Source organism: Bacillus sp. 1A (genome assembly GCF_052682215.1).
Genome location: NZ_JBQYLZ010000001.1, coordinates 5,674,365 through 5,697,155, shown reverse-complemented (window position 1 = coordinate 5,697,155; position 22,791 = coordinate 5,674,365). Strand labels below are relative to the sequence as shown.

The following is a 22,791-nucleotide window of genomic DNA, read 5'->3' as shown; positions in this document are numbered from 1 at the left end:
GAGTTCGTTCGGAAACAAAATGTATGTAAAAAAAGCGGAGACTATAGTCTTCGCTTTTTTATTTTCGTACGTAGTTAAGCTGAATTTTATTGTTTTAATTAATGCGTTTTAAAATCATATGCTTTATGTTTTTACGAAATCGGGTGATTAGCGTAATGATAATTATACCGAAGAGAATTTTCCATATGTGTTGCCCAAGTATTTGGAAGATCTCTTCTAAATTTTCACCTAACCAATAACCACCGAGTAAGAAGAAGGATACCCAAAATAGAGCACCTGAATAAATTGTCATCGCAAAGCGGCGAAATGGTAAGTTGATAATTCCTGCAAAGTACCCTGTGAAATGACGGACACCTGGGATGAAAAAGGCGATAAAGATTAGAAAGTAGCCGTATTTATCGAACCACATTTTTGTTAAATTAATTTTTTTGGGGGTTAAAAATACATATTTCCCGTACTTCTGAATGAAGGGCATGCCTAGTTTATTTCCTACAAAGTATTGGAAGGTCATACCTACACTTGTCCCAATAAAAGATAACATAATTAAAATTGGTAGACTTAAATCTCCTTGGTGTGATAAAAATCCTGCATAGGCTAATGTAGGCTCTCCTGGAAACGGAAGCGCAATATATTCTAAAAGTAAACCGACAAGTACTACATAATACCCATATTGCTGAAATAATTCATGAATCCATTCCATGTTGTGCGCTCCTTTTATAGTGAGTTCCCTCTATTTGAATCAACTTTAACGAATAATAGCGGAAGGTTTTTTATTTGGCCATATTCAAGATAGCTCTTTGCTAAGTAGCAAAGAGCATTGAAGTGTACATATTAATTAGTTAAAGTTATAGCGGTACAAAAATACGTTGAAATCTTCTTCCGTTGGTCCAAAATTAACGGCTTTTTCTTGTATGCATTGGAAGTTTTGTCTGTCATAAAATTCATAGTTACATTCGTTATCTGTATATAAATATAAAGATGTTACGTCTTCTTTTTTCATATATTGGAACAAATCGTTTAGTAAAGACTTCCCAACTCCAAGACCTCTAGATTCTTCGGATACGATGAATAATTGTATACAGCCTTGAAATTGATCTTCTTTTCCTTGAATGAGTTCTTTATATGTTTTTTGTACTTGTATAAATGCTTTTAGAAATTCTCTATTCTCTTTATTCGTTATGAATAGCTTTAGCGTGTTAAAGGCAAAGCTAACAGTGTTATGGAAGCTCTTTAAACGGTTTTTATCTTTTTCAGAATCGCCTAAAATGACACCGATCACTTTATTATCTTTTTCAGCTACTTTACTGAAGGAACTTCCTAAAATACAACTGTGTAGATAAAAGTTTAATACTGAGTTTAAAAATTTTTTATCTGTAATGAATTCATTAAATCCAAAAGCTTCACCAATTAAATGTTTTATAGGCTCATAGTCTTGCTTAACAAGACTTCTATATTTTACTGTGTTCATAATGGTATACTCCCTTTATTAATGTAAATGACTTATTATAAATAGTAAGGTCTCCTCTAAGGAGAGAGTCAATGGTTACACATGAAAAAATATAAGGGAAGAGATGTAAATGAAAAAAATGTTTTCTATTGGAGAAGTTGCAAAAATAAAGGATATTACGATAAAAGCGCTAAGATACTATCATAAGATGGGGATTCTTATTCCAAAACATGTTGATGAATCAACGGGGTATAGATATTATTCTATAGATCAATTTATTCACATTGATATTATAAAAAGCTGTCGAGAGTTGAACACGAGCATAGTAGAGCTGCAAGAGATTTTTAAGGAACGTAATACGGATAAATTGCTACGATTTTTACAATTGAAGAGAGAAGAAGCGGAAGAGCATATAAAGAAAATGAAAGAGGTAATGGAAACGATTGATGACTTACATGCGAAAGTAGTGAGCTCACAGGAAATATTAAAGAATGATGAAATATCTATTGGATTTTTTGAACAGCGTTATGTCGTTGTTGCGCCTTGTAAAGAAGTAGGGAGTTTACAGGAGTTACTGTATTATTCCGATTTAGAGAAAATCGTGCAAGATTATGAAGAGAAGATGGAAATGGAGATGGGGATTCTCTACAACGTAAATGCAAATTGGGATGTAGAACCGAAGTATGTTTTTAATAAAGTACGAGATGATGTACATATGGAAGAGATGCAAAATATAAAAGTATTACCGGGCGGGAAATATATAACGTTAGCGTATAGTAAAGAAAATGAGGAAGAACGTCGAAATACCATAATTAAATATATAAAAGAAAATAATATAGAAGTAGAGAGTTTTATTGAAGTGGAGTTAGTTAGTGATGTTTTCAATACGGAGACGTATAGTTGTCAAATTCAAATTTTGATAGGGGATAGTAAGAATAAGAAGTTTTGATGCTATACATTTAGGGGAACGATCCAAAAAGTCTACTTACTTAATAAGAGAGACCGTCCCTAAAAATGGGACAGCCTCATTGAATCGTATTATTTACGTGAAAATCCTTCTTCATCGAGGTATTCTGCAGCTTCTGGATAAGAGTTGAATGTACCGTCTAAGTTTACACCAGCGTACACGTTCCACATATCATCCTCTTGAATAAGAGTTAGGATGTGGCCGTCTTCGTTCTTCCATTCTTCTTCTGCAGCAGGTTCCATTGGTGTAACAATTTCTTCTGGCTCCTGTGATAGACGTTCAATTACTTTTTCAATTAATGAACGCAGTTCTTCTTCTGAAAACTCACGGATGTTAATCATGCCTTTATCATCTGTTTTATAACCTTTAATGAAGTTTGCATATACAAAGCCGTTTCCATTTGGATGTAAATGATATACAACGTTCTTTTTATCTAAACGACTTTCTTCAAAGTGAAAGTTCACACGTTTTAATGATACGTTCTTTCTTTCTAATTCTGGGAAAGATTCAATAATCGATAATTTTTCTTCAAAAGTTAGCATAGTGCCTCCAAATATATAATAAAAGATTTAATTTATCTATTATAGCACAGTTATAATGGTTTCCAAAGATGCGGCGTGAGTTTACAATTGAATACGTTTACGTCACGATACTGTAAAAAGTGGGCTAACGAATGTATTCTTTTAGGTGTACAATGGAAAATGGACTTAATCCCGCATTAACGGGCAGTAAGATTCCCACCTCAAATTTCGACGAATGCGAGGAAGTTAGGTGGGAGATCAACTGCCCGTAAAAGCCCGATTGGTTCAACTAATAATCAGTGGGGGAGGAACACACCCACTGATTAAAGTTTCACTTTATATGAAGGTGGTTATTATATGTTTCAAAAAATAGCAAAGGAATGTTTAGCTGGTTTTACGGTTGCGATTGTTGCGTTGCCACTTGCCATTGCATTTGGTATTGCTGCAACGGGAACGTCTGAGGGAGCACTAGTCGGATTGTATGGTGCGATTTTTGCAGGTTTATTTGCGGCGTTATTTGGTGGTACACCGGGGCAGGTTACCGGGCCAACTGGACCGATTACGGTTATTGCAACAGGGGTTATTGCGACGCACGGGTTAGAGGCGAGTTTTATAGCCTTTATGATGGCGGGACTGTTTCAAATTTTATTTGGTGTATGTAAGCTTGGCTCTTACGTGCGATATATTCCGTATCCTGTCGTTTCAGGATTTATGAACGGAATCGCATTAATTATTATTTTAGGTGAAATAAAGCATGTGCAAAATAGTTTTCTACTCGTAGTATTAACGATTATTGTAATGATTGTTTCTGGAAAATGGATTAAGGCTATTCCATCTAGTTTAGTTGCATTAGTTGGTGTGACGGCTTTGCTTCCTTTATTTTCTTCTGCGTTAGAAGGGCTTACAGTGAAGTTGCCGATTATCGGAAACTTGTCATTAAATAAGGTGATTGAAAAGATTGGGACGATTCCAGAAGCGATGCCGACGCTTCATATTCCATCTTTAAGTGGAACAGGCATCGGAGAACTTATTTTACCAGCGCTTAGTATTGCTTTATTAGGATCGATTGACTCGTTGTTAACATCGGTCGTAATGGATAATGTGACGGGTACACGTCATAAAAGTAATAAAGAACTGGTCGGACAAGGTATCGGTAATATGATGAGCGGGTTGTTTGGCGGATTAGCAGGGGCAGGAGCGACTGTACGATCTATCGTTAATATAAGAAGCGGTGGTAAAACGGCGCTTTCGGCATGTATGCATAGTGTTATATTATTTATTTTCATTATGGGACTTGGATCGGTCGTACAATACATTCCGCTTGCTGTATTATCAGGTATTTTAATTTTAACTGGTATTGGCATGTTTGATTGGGAAAGCATGAAGAAAATGCATGTAGCACCAAAAGGTGATGTCATTGTTATGCTTGTAACGATGGTTGTCACAGTGAAGTTTGATTTAATGATCGCTGTTGCATTCGGTATTATTCTTTCGTTCATGATATACATGGTGAAATGTAAAGAACGTAAAGCTTCTATTGTAAAAGAAAAGGAAGCGACGTATAAAATTAAAGGTCCACTTTCTTTCCTAACAGTGGATCGTGTTTTTCAGACTTTACAAGACGTAAAGTCTCCGGTCGTTTTACGTATGAAAGATGTGCGCTATATGGATGTATCAGGAGCGATGGCATTGTTAAACTTTGTTGAGCAATCGGATAAAGCGGGCGCGAGTGTGACACTTGAGCAATTGCATCCGAGTATTGAACAAATAATCGTGACGATGGCAAGTAATGAGCAGAGGGAACAATTGCAATTCTTAAAGGCAAAAACAAGTTAGAGATAAGAACCCTCATGTGATAAAATGTGAGGGTTTCTGATTATTCGCATATGTATGTATTGAATTTGAATATCCAGATGTTATACGTCTGTTGACAATTGATACACTTAGCAGTATAGTAACATTTTAGATTAGCAGTATGCTATCGTAATAAGTGTAAGAATTTTAAGATTTCTTTACACTGAAAAGAAATCGCTTTAAGCTGGAGGGAATATTTGATGTACAAACAGTTACCACATGGAGTAAAAGTCGGGATTACACGTTCAATCGTTGCTTCTTTTGAGAAGTATATGAAGGAAATTGAATGGAACGAAGAAAAGTTTGACATACAACAATTTGTTGAACAGTGGAAACAATATTTATATACAAAATCAACTTGGATTAATAAAGTAGATGACAAGTTGAAAGAACATCCAGATTTCCATCAAGCGCTAGCAGTAAAAGTGAATGAGAAAATTAACGAGCTTATTAATGAAGAGCCGACTGAAGAGCAATTAAAAATTTTAAAAGATTACGAAGTAAATAATATAGATGATTTTTGTAAGTTGGAAGCAGCGTATCATATTGAACGTTTGTAGTTGAATTACATAATAGTTTACATAGGAAAACACGTCGTATTCATAAAAGAATACGACGTGTTTTTGATTACTCGCTTAGCGAGTAATGACGGTTATTGTGGGATAAAGGCTTTCCACTTAGATAAATCGATTGGTTCTTTTGATACTGAATCAGCCGGGAATGTAAAGGTCCAAGGTTTCGTAGAATTGGCCTTAATTTGAAAATCTTTTAATACAAATGTTTGTTCCGCAACGGTAGATTCAGAGCGATCTGAAATATGCAATGGAAGTTGCTCAAGAGTTATGTTTTGGTTATAGCCATTACGAATTAAAATAGTTGCGTTCAAATCTCCGTTTTCTTCTACAACTGCGTTTAGCCCTAGGAAGTTAATTTCATCTTCTGTAGGTGGATTTAGGTTAGCAACAATTTCTTGTAATTTCATTATTGCACTTGCAGGTAGCTTTTCTTTCCATATAGGATCTAAATCTAATAAATGTTTTCCTTTTAATTCAAATACTAGTTGCCAGTCTTCAGGTGATAGCGTTGCTTCCGTAATTGAATTTTCTTCAAAGACGAAAGTCCAAGGCATATTTACATTTGATGGGATTTCTTCTAAGTGTGATAAATCAAATGTTTGACGTGCACATGTTTCTCCATTTTTATTTAATAAAGATAGAGTAAGAGTTTCAAATTGAATTGGATATTTTACACTACTACGAATGAATGTAGTAATATAATAAGCATTTTCATGTTTTTTACTTTCAATTCCGGCTAGCGAAATTTGATTTTCTTGTAAGGTAGGTAAAGATTTATGTAAAAATTGATAAATATACTTCTGTTCTTGTGAAACCTCATTCCAAGAAGGATGGAAGTATAAGTTAGGTTTTACGTTTTTTGTATTATTGCTGTTTTCTTCGGTTCCTAATAATTGAGAACCAGAAATTACAGAGTCTCTACCTTTTTTTCTTGCCTTTTTTAAAAATGATAGCATGCAATTCACCTCATTATATATTTTGTGGAACAGTTATATATCTTGCTAAATATAAAGCAACTTCTTTTTCAAAATGGCTAAATGTGTGTAAAAAGATTTCAAAACCTTCTTTTTGATAAAGTCGTGCCGGATCTTCCTGTTGGTATTGTCTTAAGCCAATACCTTCTTTTAAATGTTGCATTGCACTTAAATGGTCTGTCCAACCAGAATCCAGGAAGTGCAAGCTAATTTGACGTAATACTTCTTGTGCATCTTCATTACTTTCTAAATCGTTAACACGTTCTATATAACTTGTAAGAGTATCTTTTAATAGCTCTTGTAAGTCCTCAGTAGAATGAACGTTATTAGCAGATAATGCTGGAATTTCTTCGGTAGATAAAACTTTTTGTAAATCTTCTACTAGTCTAGTAAAATCCCACTCTTCAGGAAGCATTCCTTCTAATAAATGATCTTTAGCAATAACGGTTAGTGTATTTTTAATCATTGGAATGACAATTTCTATCATATTTACTTCTTCGTTTAAAAGGTTATTACGAAGTTTGTAAACTACATTTCGTTGGTCGTTTATGACATCATCTAATTTCAAGTTGTATTCACGCATTGAAAAATGACTACCCTCACAAATTAATTGCGTACGGTTAATTAAATCATAAATTTTAGTATTTAGAATTAAACCGTTTTCATCAGTTTTAAGTGGTTTTTTTAGCTTCTCTATATCTTCACCTGCGTAGCGTTGCATCATTTCATCTTCTAATGAAAGGAAGAATTGAGAACTTCCAGGGTCACCTTGTCGACCAGCTCGCCCTTTTAATTGATTATCAACGCGGCGAGATTCATGTCTTTCTGTTCCGATTACATGTAAACCGCCAAGCTCATGGACGCCTTTTTCTAACAAAATATCGGTTCCGCGTCCTGCCATGTTTGTAGCAATTGTAATTTTTCCTTTTTTTCCAGCTAATGCAATTAAATCAGCTTCTTGCTCAGCACTTTTGGCATTTAATAGTTGATAAGTTAAATTAGCTTCATCTAAATAACGTGCAACTGTTTCAGATTGAAGGATGGACATCGTACCAATTAAAATAGGACGTTCTTTTTTATGTATATTTATTACTTCTTCACAGACAGCTTTATATTTAGCGTCGGCTGTTACATATACGACGTCTTTTTTATCTTCACGAAGTATAGGACGATTCGTTGGAATTGAGATAACTTCCATATTGTATACGCGGTTAAATTCTTTTTCTTCTGTTTTTGCTGTACCTGTCATACCAGATAAGGCTGGATACATACGGAAGAAGTTTTGAATAGTAATAGATGCTTGTGTTTGATTCTCATCTGTAATCGGTAAGCCTTCTTTCGCTTCAAGTGCCTGATGCAATCCGTCACTTAAAGAGCGGCCATCCATAATACGTCCTGTGAAAATATCAACAAGCATAATTTTTTCGTCTTCGACAATATAATCAACGTCTAGTTGGAAAGCTACGTGTGCACGTAATGCTTGAATCATATAATGATATAAAGTTTGGTGCTCTAGATCATATAAGTTATCGATATCAAATAACTCTTCAATTTTTGTAATTCCATCTTCTGTAAAATTACATGCTTTTGTTTCCGCATCATAAGTGTAGTGCAGAGTGTCTTGGAATGATTTCATTACTTTCGCGCATAAATGATGGAAATCGGAACTGCTTGACTTTTTCCCAGCGATAATAAGTGGAGTTTTAGCCTCATCAATTAAAACACTGTCAATCTCATCAATAATTGCAAAGTGATATGGGCGCTGTACTTGTTGTGACTTAGATGATGCCATATTATCACGAAGATAATCGAAACCAAACTCAGTACCAATTCCGTATGTAATATCCGCTTCATAAGCGCGCTTTTTATCGATAGATTCCATTTGTGCCATATTTAATCCAACTGTTAATCCAAGAAATTCATGAACTTGTCCGATTAATTCCTTATCACGCTTTGCTAAATAATCATTTACTGTGATAACGTGAACGCCTTTTTTCTCAAGAGCACGTACGTAAGTGGGTAAAGAAGAAACGAGAGTTTTTCCTTCTCCTGTAGGCATTTCAGCGATGTTTCCTTCTAGTAATACAAGGCCACCGATTAACTGTACGTCGTAGTGACGAAGACCAAGTACTCGTTTTGCGGCCTCTCGAACGACAGCAAATGCTTCTATTTTTATATCGTCAACTGTTTTTCCGTTTTGTAACATATTTTGGAAAGTAACAGTTTTTTGGCGTAGTTCACCATCTGATAATGTTTCCATTACAGATTCTAATTGATTAATATCATTCACAAGTTGTTCATAATTTTTAATCTTTCTTTTTTGTGAATCTCCCAATAACTTCTTGACCGAATTCAGCATTCTTGTAACACTCCTCTTACTGACAATAGATACATTATAGTATAGTTATACTAGAAAAAAGTAGAAATGGAAAGTGGTAGGAAGTTTGAGCGAACTCGTTTTTTTGAGTAAGTATACTTTCATTTTGCTATAAAAAAGAAAGTATTCAATATATAAGAAATTTGGTATGATAATTTAATGAGATGAAAGCAGTCTCTATATTTAGTAATAATTCGTTTGAGAATATATGTATAAAAGAAAAGAGAAGGAACATGAATAAGAAGTTTGTAAAAGGTGCAGCAATTTTAACAATTACAACTTTTTTGTCGAAATTGCTTGGAAGTTTCTTTCAAATTCCATTGCAAAATATTGCAGGAGATGAAGTGCTTGGTATTTTCCGCCTCGTTTTTCCTGTATATATGATTGCCCTTACCTTATCAGTAGCTGGTGTCCCATTGGCAATTTCAAAATTGATTGCAGAGTTGAATGAAAAAAATAAGCATAAAGAAATTGCGAAATTATTTAAATCGGCATTGATTATAGGGATGGCATTTGGAATATTCGGGTGTTTAGTGATCGTGTTATTTTCTACTGAAATTGCAAGTATGCTTGGTGGAGAAGAAACGAGGGTGCCCTTACTGGTTACGTCATTGGCCTTACTCGTTGCACCATATATGGCGGTTTATCGTGGGTATTTTCAAGGATTCGGTGATATGAAACCGACGGGGATATCACAAGTCATTGAGCAATTTGTACGAGTATTTTTTATGTTAATCATCGCTTATATATTAGTATATTGGAATGAAAGTAGTGCTATCATTACTAGTGGGGCAATGGTTGGATCTTTTCTTGGGGTAATAAGTTCACTTATATATTTACGTATGACGTACAATAAAAGTTCATATCAATATAAGAGCAACTCGTATTCGCTGCAAGATTTGAAAAAAGATGGAAAGAAAATATTGCAAGTATCTATTCCAATTGCTATTGGAGCTTTATCCATGCCGCTTTTAAATTTGGTGGATTCGTTAACAGTGCCGCACGTGCTGCAAGGATCGTCAGCCGAAATTCAAGCGCAATTTGGTATATATAGCCGCGGTTCTGCATTTACACAATTAATCGTTGTTTTCGCAAGCGCAATTGTATTTCCGTTAATACCATTATTAACGTCTGCACTAGCAAAAAAAGATATGAATTTAGCAAAAACGACAGTTCAAAATACGAACTCACTTATGCATGTGCTAACAGCCCCGTTAACGATATGGTTAATTGCATTAACGGTTCCGTTAAATGTGGGATTGTTTACAGATGCGAAAGGAAGCAGTATGTTAGCTGTTATGATTGGTAGTTCGTATTTCACATCGGTTATGGTATTATCAATAGGAGTTTTACAAGGAATTAACCGCTCTGCCCAAGCTGCGTGGATTGTTATTGGCGCAAGTTTTGTGAAATGTTTATTAAACATAGTATTAACAAAAAAGTTTGGCATAGATGGAGCGGCGTATAGTACATTGATTATATATGTGTTAATCTGTATCATAAATCATCTGTACATTCGAAAATATCTTTCCTATTCTGTTCATATAGGAAGATTTTTTATTGTAATAGGTGTATCTTGTATTTTAGGATTAGGACTATATGAACTATCTACTATAATAGATGTTACATCTTCAAGAATGATTGCGTTATTATATAGTGGTGTAGCACTTGCTATTGCAATAATTTTGTATGCGGTATGTGCTTTGAAATTAAACTGGATATCAAAAAAACAAATACCATTTTTGAAAAAATAAATATAGAACTACGAAATGTAAGGATTGGAATTCGGACGGGTTTATTGTGATGATGCTTTTTTAGGTAAGGAGTTGGTACCAGTTATGATGAATGAAATGATTGGTTACCAAATGTTGGAGGAGATTAAGAGTGCGGTTAGTTTTATCAGGATATTATGGTTTTTATAACGTTGGAGACGAAGCTATTCTACAATCGATTATTGAATCGTTACATAAAGAGAATCCGAATATTGAACTCGTTGTGCTGTCAAATGACCCTGACTATACAAGGAAAATGTACGGAGTAGAAGCGGTGGATCGTTGGAGTATCAAATCGGTTTATGATGCAATTAAAAAAAGTGACGGGCTTATTAGTGGCGGAGGGAGCCTCCTCCAAGATAAAACGAGTATAAAAAGTATTTTATACTATACGGGTATTATGGGGTTTGCTCGTATGTTAAAAAAACCGTATTACATTTATTCACAAGGAATAGGTCCGATTACAAAAAGGCATAATCGACTATTAGTGAAATGGCATTTGTCGAAAGCTGCATATATATCAGTTCGAGATGAGGATTCATTTTTATACTTAAAAGAACTTGGCATGAAAAGGGATATTGAACTTGTTCCAGATCCAGTTTTAACATGGAAACGAAAAAAACAATCAGATTGGCTACAAAAACATTCTCTGCATGGGAAAATAATTGCAGTGAGTGTGCGTCACTGGAATGCAAAAGAAGATTATATAAAAAAGTTAGCGATTGCTTTAAAAAAATTAAAGCAAGAAGGGTACCAAATTTTATTCGTCCCGATGCATGGTCCGTTTGATCAAAATGCTTCGCGTGATGTAGTAGATTTAATGGGAGAAGAGACGTATATGCTTCCATATAAAATGGATATTGATGAGAAAATATCTATTTTATCAGAGTGTACCCTTTTAATTGGTATGCGTCTTCACGCTCTTATTTTTTCGGCTGTCGCGAAAACACCGATGGTTGGAATTTCATATGATCCAAAAATCGATTCATTTTTAAGACAAGTGAATCAACCGGTTATAGGAAGTGTGGATGGAGACTGGAGTGCAGACGATTTATATAAAATTGCGAAAAAGCAAGTGACGCAGCATGAAGAGATACAGCAATCCCTGCAAAGAAGAGTGGATGAGCTGCAACTGCAAGGAGAACAAGCGGCCAAGAAAATTATTTATCATATAGAAAAAAACACTCTACAGAAAAAGTAGAGTGTTTTTTTGTTAGTGTATTTCTTTACGTTGAAATCTTTCTTTTATATATTGTGTAATAAGATAGACACCGTAACCTTGTATAATCATAAATGTAGGGATGATAAAGTAGCGATAGCGCGATTGAATTTCAATGAAGAAGTGCACGCCTACATACCCTAAAATTAATAATGAGAAGAACAGTAACGTTTTATTTCGTTGTTCTTTTATCGTTTTGATGGAAGCTATGCAAGCGAATATGCAAATGCTTACGTAACATAATTTTTCTAACGTCCACAGTAATTTTGATAATTCGGGTTGTGGATGTCCTTCTAATCCCCAATAAATGGATGCGTCATAATCTCCCCACATAACTTTAAACTTATCTTTGAATAACAATAACAGTTGTCCTTTATCGGCAGTTCTTTCTTTAATGAGCTGTTTTTCAATTTCGAAACGTTCCTCGCCAATCGGATATTGAAAAACAAGTTTATGGTCAGGAAAAGAAAATCCACCTGTTGTTTCAGTATTGAATCCGACTACAAATTTCCAATAAGGGTCTCGACTAGATAATGGATATTGTGTAACCCCTGTAGCAATTAATGTATAGCTACAGATGAAATGCACGATATAAAAAATGCCAATCATGCCAATTAGCTTTGATACAACCATTTTTTTATTCAGTTGTTGATCACCAATTATATGAGTGATCAGCAAGAAAAGAATGAGAGCTAGTAAAATAACAATACCAATCGGTCTCATAATATCGCCAAATGCAATAAGAATACTAACAAATATCCACGCATATGAATGCGAGATTCCTTTTTTTACGAGAAGATAAAAACCAGCATAGAATAGAAATGTTGCGAGATGCTGATTTGTTAGTACAGAAGTCATCATAATGTTAGGAATGTACGTTGCGAAAATAAGTGCGGCAACTCTACCGCTAAATTCATTAAATAGATGCGTAGCTATGCGATATATAAAGTACGTAATGCCAGTGCAGTATAGTATATTTAATAATTTAATCGCTAGTACACCTTCGCCAAATAATTTAATGACACCAGCTTGGTACATTGTAAAGCCTAATTGATATACCCAAGTAGTAAAATATGCTTTGTCCGCGAATGAGAAATTGTTATTTGCTGCATCAACGGCTCCGTTATACATTTGTGCGAAATCTTGTACGACATTTGTTTGAACTGTTAACACCCATGCAAGACGAAGTGTGAACGCTAGTAGACAAATAAAGATGATAAATTGTGTTTGAGTGAAAAATCGATTCACGATGATAGACATGAATATAATACCGATTAGAACGACTATAAGTGCCACTATAAGGAAATAGGGATGATCGTACTTCGGTTCAGTTATTAAAAATTGCAATGAGTATATAAGAGTCATTACAAAAAATAACAATGTTAATATTTGCAGTGATTTAAATGCAAATGCATATAATCTAGGCATAATGATCCTCCGTAGTATGTAATATCTTTGTAGTTATTTCTATATAAACAGAAATAACTCCGTCATTATATCATAAAGGATTTTACGGTTGTAAAAGGAATGGAGTACATAGGAAGGTTAGTAGGATATATATAATATTTTAATATAATGAAATGTTTATTTTAAAAAGGCTGTATGTTAATTTTTGTTTATCATGTTTATATAATTAGTATATAATCGGTGTTGGAATGATAAATTCGTAGATTACGAGGAGGATTACATAACCGTGAAGAAATTTTCAAAAGGTATTACAGCAGTTGCGTTAACGGGGTCATTGCTTTTAACTCCTATTTCAAGTTATGCGGCGAGTGATGATATTACAGGTCATCCATTTGAGCAGCATATGCGTACTCTTATTAATAAAGGGATTATGTCAGGATATGGAAATGATGTGTATTTACCTGACAAAGAGATAACGAGAGCAGAGTTTGCTACATTAGTAGCGAAAGCTCTACAACTTCCACAAGCAGACTCGAATTTTAATGATGTGCCAAAAACATACGGATTATATGACGGTGTAAGTAGAGCATTCGGAGCGGGAATTATTAAAGGGCGTAGTCCTGAGGCTTTTGCACCAAATGATGTGATTACACGTGAAGAAATGGCCGTAATGGTAAAACAGGCGCTAGATTATAAAAAGGTTAACGTAACTGTAAGTCCGCTTACATTTGCTGATACGAATCGTATTAACTATAAAGAACATGTACAAGTTATGGTAGCTACAGGGATTATTAAGGGCTATCCAGAAGATAATACGTTTAGACCGCATTTATCAGCGACAAGAGGTATGGCTTCGGCGATGCTGAACTTAATGCTTAATAAAATTGGTGGTGGAGAGACGCCTGTAGAAACAAAGAATTATGTGTTATTAGATGATGCAGGGAAAATAGTAGAGCGTTACACTACATATAAAGAAGCTGTTACAGCTGCACAAAATAAAGGCATGAATGCAGTGAAGTATGAAAATGAATACGTATGGATTAAAGAGGGGTTTGCAGCGGCGAAGCAAATTCCTGGGGATACAATTAAGGTGTACGGTGATAATTTACAAACAGTATATACGTACATTCAGTATGGAACGGAATTTAAAGTGTTAGAAGTTGGAGAAGATCGTGTGAAAGTACAACTCTCTGATTTAACAGGTTATGTAAAGAAAAATGAAGTCACTTTAATTCCTGAAAATGAAATGAAGAAGTCATCTTATTACGTAAAACCAGATGGATATTTATATCACAGATATTTCACGTATAATACAAGCTCACCTGGATATACAGAATATAGATTTGGTGCAGCCCCTTCGTTCATGAAGCAAGGACAATCAATGTATAGTGTAGATGGAAAAACGTTTGGAAATGAAACGTTCTATCAATATTTTAATTACGTATCATTACGTACGAAAACAGAGTACACGGCAGAACAATTAGATAGTTATATAAAATCAGTTAAAGCAGATTCTCCATTAATCGGTTTAGGTGCGAAATTTAAAGAAGTAGAAAGTAAGTATAATGTAAATGCATTATTCCTATATTCATTAGCAGCTCATGAGAGTGATTTTGGGACAAGTAGGCTTGCACGAGAAAAAAATAATTTATTTGGCTTAAATGCAACAGATAATAGTCCATTTGGTAACGGTCTATCATTTAATTCAAAAGAAGATTGTATTGAACATGCTGCAAAAGTATATATGAGTGAAGGATATTTAAATCCAGGACATTGGCGTTACACTGCAACATATACAGGTGATAAAGCTGGCGGTTTAAATATGAAATATGCGTCTGATGCAAACTGGGGTAAAAAAGTAGCAGGGCATATGTTCCGTTTTGATTCGTACTTAGGTAAAAAAGAGTACAACAAATATAAACTTGCTCGTGTAACGAATAAGGTGGAAGCGAAAAAAGATCCTCGTACGTCGAATGAACGACTGTATAACTTAGCGGCAAATAAAGTTGTTACGATTACAGGCGAAGAAACAATAAATGGACAAGCTTGGGTTAAAATCATTTCTGATGACCCTGCTGTAAATGAAGCGTATGTGACAAAAGAAAATGTAGAGTACGTAAAACACTAATAAAGAAAAAAACAAAAAGACTGATCACCTTGATATGCTCCCCTTAAGGTAGACAGATTAAAAAATAAAAATCTGTTTTTATCTTAAGGGGAGTTTTTTTGATGTCTAAAAAACGATATCTTCCTGAATTTAAGCTAGAGCTATTGCTTGCTTATAGAAAAGGAAATTATACAATTACAGAACTTTGTAAGAAGTATCAAGTTACGCAATATTCATTCAAGGAATGGATGAAGTGTTTTGAACAATATGGGATTGAAGGTCTACAAAAAAGCTCATCATGGAAACGATATTCAAAGGAAGTCAAAGAAACAGCGGTTATGGAGTATTTATCAGGGAAATATTCTCAATATGAAATTATTAGAAGACATGAAATCTCAAGTAGATCCGTTCTCCAGCGATGGGTAAAGCATTATAATAGTCATAGAGAGTTGAAAGATACGTTGAAAGGAAAGATACGATCTATGACGAAAACGAGAATAACCTCTTGGGAGGAACGAATTCAAATTGTCCTATCCTGTTTAGAAAACGATAAAAATTTTCAAATGACAGCTGAAACATATGATGTTTCTTACCAACAGGTCTATCAATGGGTTAAAAAATATAACAATGGCGGAGACGAAGCATTAAAAGATAGACGTGGAAGAAAGAAGGAAGAACAAGAACTTTCACCAGAAGAAAAAGTAAAGTTAGAAATGAAAAATCTTGAAAGAGAGAATGAACGGTTACGAGCCGAGAATGCATTTTTAAAAAAGTTAGAAGAACTCGAGAGGAGGCGTTAAATCAAGTACGTTTTGAAAATAAATATGTCGCAATTCAAGAACTTCATAAAGAAAAAAATATGCCAATCTCACTACTCTGTAAAATCGCTGGCATTACACGTGCAGCATATTATAAATGGGTAAACCGTACACCTTCAGTTAGAGAAACACAAAATAAAAAAATCATAGAAGAAATACAAATCCTTCACGAGAAATTAAAAGGTATCTATGGCTATCGTCGAATGGTGTTAAATATGAATCGCCTATTCGGTGAAACCTTCAATCACAAACGTATTTATCGTTTGATGAAGATAGCTGGATTACAATCTATCATTCGTAGAAAGAGAAAGCGTTACAAAAACACCACTCCACAACATGTCACACAAAACGTATTAAATCGTGAGTTTCAAGCAAATAGACCGAATGAAAAATGGGTAACGGACGTGACAGAATTCAAGTATGGCTCATCTAAGAAGGCTTATTTAAGTGCGATTCTTGATTTGTATGACGGTTCCATTGTCAGCTACGTTCTAGGACATTCTAACAATAATCAACTTGTATTTAAAACCTTTGATCAAGCGCCAATTCGTTCATCTAAAGATGAACTTCTTCTACATAGCGATCGTGGTTTTCAATATACTTCCCATGGATTCAAGCGCCGTGTAGATAAAACAGGCATAGTCCATAGTATGTCACGTGTTGGTAGATGCATTGATAATGGGCCAATGGAGTCTTTTTGGGGAACGATTAAGTGCGAGAAATATTACTTACACAAATACGATACGTTTGAGGAACTAAATCAAGCGGTAGACGAGTACATTCAATTTTATAATTATGACCGATTCCAAAAACGACTAAACGGCCTCAGCCCCATGGAATATAGGGCTGAAGCCGCTTAGGGTGTTTTTATTATTTCCACTGTCTACTTGACGGGGGGCTGTTCACCTAGATGATCAGTCTTTTTGTTTGTCGAATAAAATGAATAAATGAGCTAAATGCTATATAATAACATTTATATGAAAAAAATACCTTTTTATAGAAATTTATAACAAATAATTCGACAAAATAACAAAAATAAAGCGCATTCTTGTCGAAGAGTGTCGATAATTTTAAAAAGTGTAAATTGTCATTTCATTTATATTATGTGCTATAATGCTATTTGTATATTAAATACAAGCGATGTATATACGTTTACATATTAGAAAAGTTGATAAATATATAATTCGACAAAGATTGTGAATTTGTCGAATTATGCGATGAAAAAATCTTTTAAAAAAAAGAATTATGACGTATTATATACATGGTTTAACTTTTTGGAAAAAGATAGTATTTATTATGGCTAATAAATTACTATTCTTCAAAAAGTGTTTGTAAATTAATATATGAATTTAGTAAATCACTAGTTTTTCAAATACATATTTCTAAAGCTAGTATTATATTTCTCAAGGAGGAAAATAAATCAATGGCAAAAAATAAGTCTTTTAACAAATTAATGGCTGGTACAATGACAGCAGCAATGGTAGCGGGAGTAGTAGCTCCAGTTGCTGCATCTGCAGAAGAGGGCGCGTTTAAAGATGTTCCTAAAGAACATTGGTCTGCAAAAGCGATCAACGCTATGGCTGCACAAGGTATTATCGTAGGTACAGGTAATGGTATATTCGGATTTGGTGACGATGTAACTCGTGCTCAAGTAGCTACTTTCATGGTAAAAGCGAAAGGCATTGAAGCTGGATCAACGAAAACTCCATTCACAGATGTACCAGAAAGCAGCATTTATGCTAAATTCATCGCAGCTGCTGAAGCTAACAAAATCATGGCTGGTTTAGGCGACAATAAATTCGGTCCAGACGAGAAATTAACTCGTGCACAAATGGCACAGCTTCTTGTTAACGCATATGGTTTCAAAGCTGATGAAGAAAACAAACAAACTTTCAGTGACATCGACGGTTTATCTTGGGCAACTGCAAAATCTTCAATCGAGACTCTTGCAAGCTTAGGTATTGTATCTGGTGAAGGTGAAGGAAAATACAATCCAAACGGCGTTGTAACTCGTGAGCAAGCTGCTCAGTTCATCTACAATGCGATGACATATAGCCCGAAAGTAAAAACAGAAGCTAAAGTTGAATCTGTAAGTGCAATCAACGCGCAAGAAATTAAAGTTACATTCACAAAACCAGTAAATGAAGAATCTGCGGTTAAAGAAGGTAACTACATTTTCAAACAAAATGGTGCTAATTTAACATCTGCTGATTTTGAAGGTGAAGCTGGTAAAAAAGGTGTTCTTTCAAAAGACGGTAAGAGCGTAACTTTCAAATTAGTTGCTGACAAAGCATTTGCTAACTCTGACAAATATGCAGTACATTCAACTACAGGCGTATTAGGTGCAGACTTAAAACCTGTAGAAAAATATCTTGATTCAGAAAAGACATTCTCTGACTCAGTAGCTCCAGAATTATTAGGTGCACGCGTTATTGGTAAAACAGTTGAATTAACATTTAACAAACCAGTGACAACAGATGCAAAAGTTAAAATTGATGGTGTTGAGCTTACAGAAGCAAAAACTGCAAGTAAAACTCCAGGTGTATACACTCTAACAACTGATGTAGTTACAGGGAAAGACGGTATCTTCGGTAAAGGTGATCATGAAGTAGTTGTATACGATGCGAAAGATACATTAGCAAAGAACCCTAATACGTCTTCAATCTTAACAACAAAGTACACTGTATCTTCTGATACAACAGCACCAGAAGTGAAATCAGTTAAAGCTATTAACAACCGTTCTTTCAAAGTTACATTCTCTGAGCCATTAAGCCAACACCCTGAAGTAACTGTGAAAAAAGGTAACTACACGTTCCCAACAGCAGCATATGATACTGTAGGCGGCAACGGTGTAGTACAATTTACAATTGATCCACAAGATGCAACTTCATACATCGTTTCTATTAAAGAAGATGTAAAGGATGCTCGTAACCCATTATATGCAAGTGGTGAGAAGAACGTTGACTTAAGTGTTAACCTTAAAAACTTCAAAGATACTGTAAACTTACTTGGTAAACCAGTTGATATGAATGTTTCTTTAACTGAAGATACTGCTACACCAAAAGTATCTACTGATAGCTTAAATAAAATTGACGGTAATAACTTACTAGTTAAATTCAACGGTAAAATTGCTGTGAATGACGCTAATCAAATCGTAGTACGTGACAAAGGCGGAGTAGTTGTACCATCTACTTTCGTAGCTGAAGGTGACGTATTAAAAGTTACTCCTAAGGATAACGTTGAATTAAAAGATGATTCTTACACAGTAGAATTAAAAGCTGGTGCTATTAAGTTCGCTAAAAATGAGGAGTTAGCTTCTTATTCTGTAAACACAAATAGCAACGAAGCGTTTATTACAACTGTTGGTAAAACAGGTATCGTAACACCTGTTGTAGAAAAAAATGCTGACATTATTTCAATCGCAGGCGATGTAATCACTGTAGATTACGGCCAAGATATGAGTGGTAACGCGAAAGATGTAGAGAACTACAAAATTGACGGTAAAGCATTACCAGCAGGTACAACTGCAGAGTTCGTTGGTAGCAAAAAAATCGTTAAGATTTCCTTACCTAAAAATTATTTCGCAAAAGCTCAAGATGCTAAATTTACAATTAGCACAAACGTATTAACTGCTTCTGGAAGCAAAGTAGTAGCTAACGCTCAAACAAAAGCTCCAGTTGAAAAATTAATCAACTTCGCTGATAACACAGCTCCAAAATTAGCTAGCGCTGTTTATGTGAAAGCTACGAATGAAGCTGAAGTTTCAAATACAATCAAAGTTACATTTGATGAGAACGTTAAAGAGTTCGCTGCAGACGACGCTCAATTTATCAATGACTTAAAAGTTGTTGTAAATGGCAACAATACAGCAGTTAAAGGTATTAAGCATGGCGGCGAAAAAGAGAAAAACGTTGTTTACTTAACAACTGAAAAAGAGCTAAACGTTGCTCAAGCTGCAACAATTAGCGTAGTACCAAAAGGTGCATATAACCCAGAAATCAACATTACAGATGCTGCAGGTAACAAGTTATCACTTGGTAACGTAACTGCATCAACTGCTATTGTTCAAAAATAATAATAGATTCTATATCTGTTATTGATGAAAATCCCTTGTAGGAAATTTCCTGCAAGGGATTTTTTCTATGATTCAGTTATGTGCGAGCAGGAAATTTATGCTGTTTGATTGTTGTAAGAAGTAAACATAGCAAGTATAAAAAATGCCATGCCCCTGTTTTAAGGGCATGGCATTTCAAATGTTATTCAATTTCCAAATCAACAACCATATAAGCAAGTATGACAGTAAAGAATATACTTACGGCTGGTGCTGTTAATACGTGTCCAGACATAAAGCCAATTCCGAGCGATAGGACGAGTGTGCTAGCTAGTAGCATATGTTTTACGCTAAATAGTTTCTTGAAGTTTGTGATGATGCGAATGAATATTTTTATACCGAAATAAAGAAGTGGTAGTAAGTACATAAGGAATCCGACAATTCCGAATGCGAAGAATAGGTCGTGGAAGTCCATTTCGACCAATTTCATTTTCGTTGTATAGTTACCGGCGTATCCCATTCCAAATAGTTTTTGAGATAGTGGTGCTTCTTTATAGTATTGTTTATATACTTTTAAATACTTGTCACGATCACTGTAAATTAAACTTTTCATTTCAGAGTCTGTTAGTTCGCCTTGTTTATGTTCTTCGTCTTTAATTACTTTTCCTTCTTTTCGGTCTTTTTCTTCTTGTACTGATTTTTTGTATTCATACATTTGTAGATGGATACTCATATTTTTTGCGATAGGAGTGTGCGGTGTAAGTACGAGTAACCCTCCTAATACGATAGCAGCAACCACTGTGTTTACAAGATGTGTGAATCCTTTTCCTTCTTTTTTGCGGTTCATCATATATTCAATGAATGAGAATAGCAGTGCTACGCCAAGTGTAGCAACAATTGCGCCATATCCTACTTTCGTTCCGACCATAATACTTGCATACATCGCGAGTACAGTTGGAATCCAGTAATAAAATTTCGAAAAAGATGTTGTTTTATGAACTGAGTATAAGACAACGATTGGGAACATAATTGCGAAAATGGAACTTAAATCATTTCCAGCAAAGAACCAACCTCTTGAACCAATCTTTGAGTGAGGGTAGCTTTGGAAATCTGTACCTGTTACCATCGCTGCAATGAGTGAGATACTCAAAATTAACGTTGCGTATAAGAAATAGGTAATGATTTTATGAAATACATATTCGTTATTTTTTAATTCTTTTAGTGCGATAATATATCCAAACAGTAGTACAATTGGATATACACTTTTTAAAATGAATTTCACTTCTTCTCCAAATGAAACTGGAGATTTGACCATTAAATTATTCACAAGGCCGATTGCGAGTACGATGCCAAAGAGACATAAGTAGAGAATATACTTTTTCGCGCCTTGTTGTTTATGATGAAGAAGTAGATAACCTAATGCAAGAAGCATAAAGGCGAAACGGACTACGATTCCGACTGTTGCGCTCATGTGTAATACATAGATTGAAAAAGATGTTAATAAATCTAAAATTGGTTGAAACACAATGAATAGCAGTAGGAAATGCGGGAAGTAGTTATCCGTCTGTTTTAACTTAGTAACCATATGTGCCTCCATTTCTTCATTCCTTTATTTCAGCACTTCTATATAATAGGAAGGAAAATGAATTTCTATATTTGATTTTTTATATCAAACTTAAGAATACACCATTTCATTGTAATGGTAAATAGATGAAAAGTATGGATAAACCGACTTTAATTGCTATATTTTTTAACGGAATTGTATGTTTTATACGAGGCTATATACAAATTACGCGATTATTAGACAGAAAATTAAGAAAAAAAGAAGGGTTTTTCACCTGCTTTCTATAATTATATAAGTATAATCTTTATGTAGAAAAGAGGGGTATATATAATGGAAGTAACAAGTAAAACAGAATCTGTCATTGTGAAATATGAAGGGCACGTTGCAACGGTTATGGTCAATCGCCCAGAGGTGTTAAATGCATTAGATGAACCAACGTTAAAAGAGCTATTACAAAAACTGAAAGAAGTAGCGGAGAGTTCTGCACATATTGTTGTGCTATGCGGGAACGGCCGTGGTTTTTCTGCGGGTGGAGATATTAAATCGATGCTTTCAAGTAATGATGAAAGCAAGTTTGATGGTATTATGAATACTATTTCTGAAGTTGTTGTAACTTTATATACGATGCCGAAACTTGTTATTAGTGCTATACATGGACCAACTGCTGGTCTTGGATTAAGTATTGCGTTAACAGCTGACTATGTGATGGCGGATATTTCATCCATTATTGCGATGAACTTTATTGGAATCGCTTTAATTCCAGATGGCGGTGGCCATTTCTTCCTTCAAAAGCGTGTCGGTGAAAATATGACGAAGCAAATTATTTGGGAAGGAAAGAAATTATCAGCAACAGAAGCACTTGATATCGGCTTAATTGATGAAGTAATCGGCGAGGATTTCCAAACGGCTGTGAAGAAAAAAATTAGTGAATGGTCACAAAAGCCGATCAAAGCGATGGTTCAAACGAAGCAAATTTTATGTGAAGTAAATCGTTCTAATTTAGAACAAACATTGCAACTTGAAAAACGTGGCCAATATGCGATGAGACAAACAGCAGATCATAAAGAAGGCATTGCTGCATTTTTAGAAAAACGTTTGCCAGCATTTAAAGGGGAATAAAGTGAAATTTTAATTAATG

General features: G+C 34.7%; 16 protein-coding genes. 9 read left to right on the top strand and 7 right to left on the bottom strand.

Annotated elements, in window-relative coordinates:
* Positions 1 to 94: 94 nt before the first annotated feature.
* On the bottom strand, positions 95 to 700 hold the full coding sequence (locus ACUN0F_RS29165; RefSeq protein WP_264463071.1) for a DedA family protein: 606 nt from the start codon (positions 698 to 700) through the stop codon (positions 95 to 97).
* 135 nt (positions 701 to 835) lie between these two features.
* A complete protein-coding gene (locus ACUN0F_RS29160) occupies positions 836 to 1,468 on the bottom strand; it encodes a GNAT family N-acetyltransferase (RefSeq protein ID WP_445540624.1) in 633 nt (210 codons plus the stop codon).
* 109 nt (positions 1,469 to 1,577) lie between these two features.
* Here ACUN0F_RS29160 and ACUN0F_RS29155 point away from each other — a divergent pair, with 109 nt between their 5' ends.
* Entirely contained in the window at positions 1,578 to 2,396 is an 819-nt protein-coding gene (locus ACUN0F_RS29155; protein WP_445540623.1) for a MerR family transcriptional regulator, read from the top strand.
* Positions 2,397 to 2,485: 89 nt separating this feature from the next.
* On the opposite strand, the gene ACUN0F_RS29150 is transcribed toward ACUN0F_RS29155, so the two are convergent.
* Positions 2,486 to 2,956 carry a hypothetical protein gene (locus tag ACUN0F_RS29150; RefSeq protein WP_000955002.1) on the bottom strand — a complete coding sequence of 157 codons (471 nt, stop codon included), beginning with the start codon at positions 2,954 to 2,956 and terminating at the stop codon, positions 2,486 to 2,488.
* A 336-nt stretch (positions 2,957 to 3,292) separates the two neighbouring features.
* Between ACUN0F_RS29150 and ACUN0F_RS29145 the strand changes: the two genes are divergently transcribed.
* Positions 3,293 to 4,771 (top strand): SulP family inorganic anion transporter, encoded by a 1,479-nt coding sequence (locus ACUN0F_RS29145; protein WP_445540622.1) that lies wholly within the window; start codon positions 3,293 to 3,295, stop codon positions 4,769 to 4,771.
* A 218-nt stretch (positions 4,772 to 4,989) separates the two neighbouring features.
* Entirely contained in the window at positions 4,990 to 5,349 is a 360-nt protein-coding gene (locus ACUN0F_RS29140) for a hypothetical protein (protein ID WP_000278034.1), read from the top strand.
* A 92-nt stretch (positions 5,350 to 5,441) separates the two neighbouring features.
* Here ACUN0F_RS29140 and ACUN0F_RS29135 read toward each other — a convergent pair whose 3' ends face one another.
* Both ACUN0F_RS29135 and secA2 read right to left on the bottom strand, forming a co-directional pair.
* Entirely contained in the window at positions 5,442 to 6,320 is an 879-nt protein-coding gene (locus ACUN0F_RS29135; RefSeq protein WP_445540621.1) for an accessory Sec system S-layer assembly protein, read from the bottom strand.
* 13 nt (positions 6,321 to 6,333) lie between these two features.
* The gene (gene secA2 / locus ACUN0F_RS29130) at positions 6,334 to 8,697 is read right to left on the bottom strand and encodes an accessory Sec system translocase SecA2 (protein ID WP_000935166.1); all 2,364 of its coding nucleotides are present in this window, start codon (positions 8,695 to 8,697) and stop codon (positions 6,334 to 6,336) included.
* A 251-nt stretch (positions 8,698 to 8,948) separates the two neighbouring features.
* On the opposite strand from secA2, the gene ACUN0F_RS29125 reads away from it, so the two are divergent.
* Both ACUN0F_RS29125 and csaB read left to right on the top strand, forming a co-directional pair.
* The gene (locus ACUN0F_RS29125; RefSeq protein WP_445540620.1) at positions 8,949 to 10,469 is read left to right on the top strand and encodes a putative polysaccharide biosynthesis protein; all 1,521 of its coding nucleotides are present in this window, start codon (positions 8,949 to 8,951) and stop codon (positions 10,467 to 10,469) included.
* A gap of 130 nt (positions 10,470 to 10,599) precedes the next feature.
* Positions 10,600 to 11,688: a polysaccharide pyruvyl transferase CsaB gene (gene csaB / locus ACUN0F_RS29120; RefSeq protein ID WP_001241586.1), complete on the top strand. Its 1,089-nt coding sequence runs from the start codon at positions 10,600 to 10,602 to the stop codon at positions 11,686 to 11,688.
* Positions 11,689 to 11,700: 12 nt separating this feature from the next.
* Here the strand turns inward: csaB and ACUN0F_RS29115 are convergent, their stop codons facing one another.
* On the bottom strand, positions 11,701 to 13,134 hold the full coding sequence (locus ACUN0F_RS29115; protein WP_445540619.1) for a glycosyltransferase family 39 protein: 1,434 nt from the start codon (positions 13,132 to 13,134) through the stop codon (positions 11,701 to 11,703).
* 265 nt (positions 13,135 to 13,399) lie between these two features.
* Between ACUN0F_RS29115 and ACUN0F_RS29110 the strand changes: the two genes are divergently transcribed.
* From ACUN0F_RS29110 to ACUN0F_RS29100, 3 genes are all read left to right on the top strand, one after another.
* A complete protein-coding gene (locus tag ACUN0F_RS29110) occupies positions 13,400 to 15,241 on the top strand; it encodes an S-layer homology domain-containing protein (RefSeq protein ID WP_445540618.1) in 1,842 nt (613 codons plus the stop codon).
* Positions 15,242 to 15,342: 101 nt separating this feature from the next.
* A protein-coding gene (locus tag ACUN0F_RS29105) for an IS3 family transposase (protein WP_445540617.1) occupies positions 15,343 to 16,898 on the top strand; the annotation gives its coding sequence in 2 pieces (ribosomal slippage) (positions 15,343 to 15,985 and positions 15,985 to 16,898; 1,557 coding nt in all).
* 563 nt (positions 16,899 to 17,461) lie between these two features.
* Entirely contained in the window at positions 17,462 to 20,113 is a 2,652-nt protein-coding gene (locus tag ACUN0F_RS29100; protein ID WP_046953865.1) for an S-layer homology domain-containing protein, read from the top strand.
* 181 nt (positions 20,114 to 20,294) lie between these two features.
* Here ACUN0F_RS29100 and ACUN0F_RS29095 read toward each other — a convergent pair whose 3' ends face one another.
* The gene (locus ACUN0F_RS29095; protein ID WP_445540616.1) at positions 20,295 to 21,674 is read right to left on the bottom strand and encodes an O-antigen ligase family protein; all 1,380 of its coding nucleotides are present in this window, start codon (positions 21,672 to 21,674) and stop codon (positions 20,295 to 20,297) included.
* A gap of 309 nt (positions 21,675 to 21,983) precedes the next feature.
* On the opposite strand from ACUN0F_RS29095, the gene ACUN0F_RS29090 reads away from it, so the two are divergent.
* Positions 21,984 to 22,772 carry an enoyl-CoA hydratase gene (locus ACUN0F_RS29090; RefSeq protein ID WP_000454173.1) on the top strand — a complete coding sequence of 263 codons (789 nt, stop codon included), beginning with the start codon at positions 21,984 to 21,986 and terminating at the stop codon, positions 22,770 to 22,772.
* Positions 22,773 to 22,791: the final 19 nt, after the last annotated feature.

What these genes read in the sequence shown, in the direction of transcription:
- ACUN0F_RS29165 (WP_264463071.1), bottom strand. Translation starts at nt 700, where the DNA reads ATGGAATGGATTCATGAATTATTTCAGCAATATGGGTATTATGTAGTA.
- ACUN0F_RS29160 (WP_445540624.1), bottom strand. Translation starts at nt 1,468, where the DNA reads ATGAACACAGTAAAATATAGAAGTCTTGTTAAGCAAGACTATGAGCCT.
- ACUN0F_RS29155 (WP_445540623.1), top strand. Translation starts at nt 1,578, where the DNA reads ATGAAAAAAATGTTTTCTATTGGAGAAGTTGCAAAAATAAAGGATATT.
- ACUN0F_RS29150 (WP_000955002.1), bottom strand. Translation starts at nt 2,956, where the DNA reads ATGCTAACTTTTGAAGAAAAATTATCGATTATTGAATCTTTCCCAGAA.
- ACUN0F_RS29145 (WP_445540622.1), top strand. Translation starts at nt 3,293, where the DNA reads ATGTTTCAAAAAATAGCAAAGGAATGTTTAGCTGGTTTTACGGTTGCG.
- ACUN0F_RS29140 (WP_000278034.1), top strand. Translation starts at nt 4,990, where the DNA reads ATGTACAAACAGTTACCACATGGAGTAAAAGTCGGGATTACACGTTCA.
- ACUN0F_RS29135 (WP_445540621.1), bottom strand. Translation starts at nt 6,320, where the DNA reads ATGCTATCATTTTTAAAAAAGGCAAGAAAAAAAGGTAGAGACTCTGTA.
- secA2 (WP_000935166.1), bottom strand. Translation starts at nt 8,697, where the DNA reads ATGCTGAATTCGGTCAAGAAGTTATTGGGAGATTCACAAAAAAGAAAG.
- ACUN0F_RS29125 (WP_445540620.1), top strand. Translation starts at nt 8,949, where the DNA reads ATGAATAAGAAGTTTGTAAAAGGTGCAGCAATTTTAACAATTACAACT.
- ACUN0F_RS29115 (WP_445540619.1), bottom strand. Translation starts at nt 13,134, where the DNA reads ATGCCTAGATTATATGCATTTGCATTTAAATCACTGCAAATATTAACA.
- ACUN0F_RS29100 (WP_046953865.1), top strand. Translation starts at nt 17,462, where the DNA reads ATGGCAAAAAATAAGTCTTTTAACAAATTAATGGCTGGTACAATGACA.
- ACUN0F_RS29095 (WP_445540616.1), bottom strand. Translation starts at nt 21,674, where the DNA reads ATGGTTACTAAGTTAAAACAGACGGATAACTACTTCCCGCATTTCCTA.
- ACUN0F_RS29090 (WP_000454173.1), top strand. Translation starts at nt 21,984, where the DNA reads ATGGAAGTAACAAGTAAAACAGAATCTGTCATTGTGAAATATGAAGGG.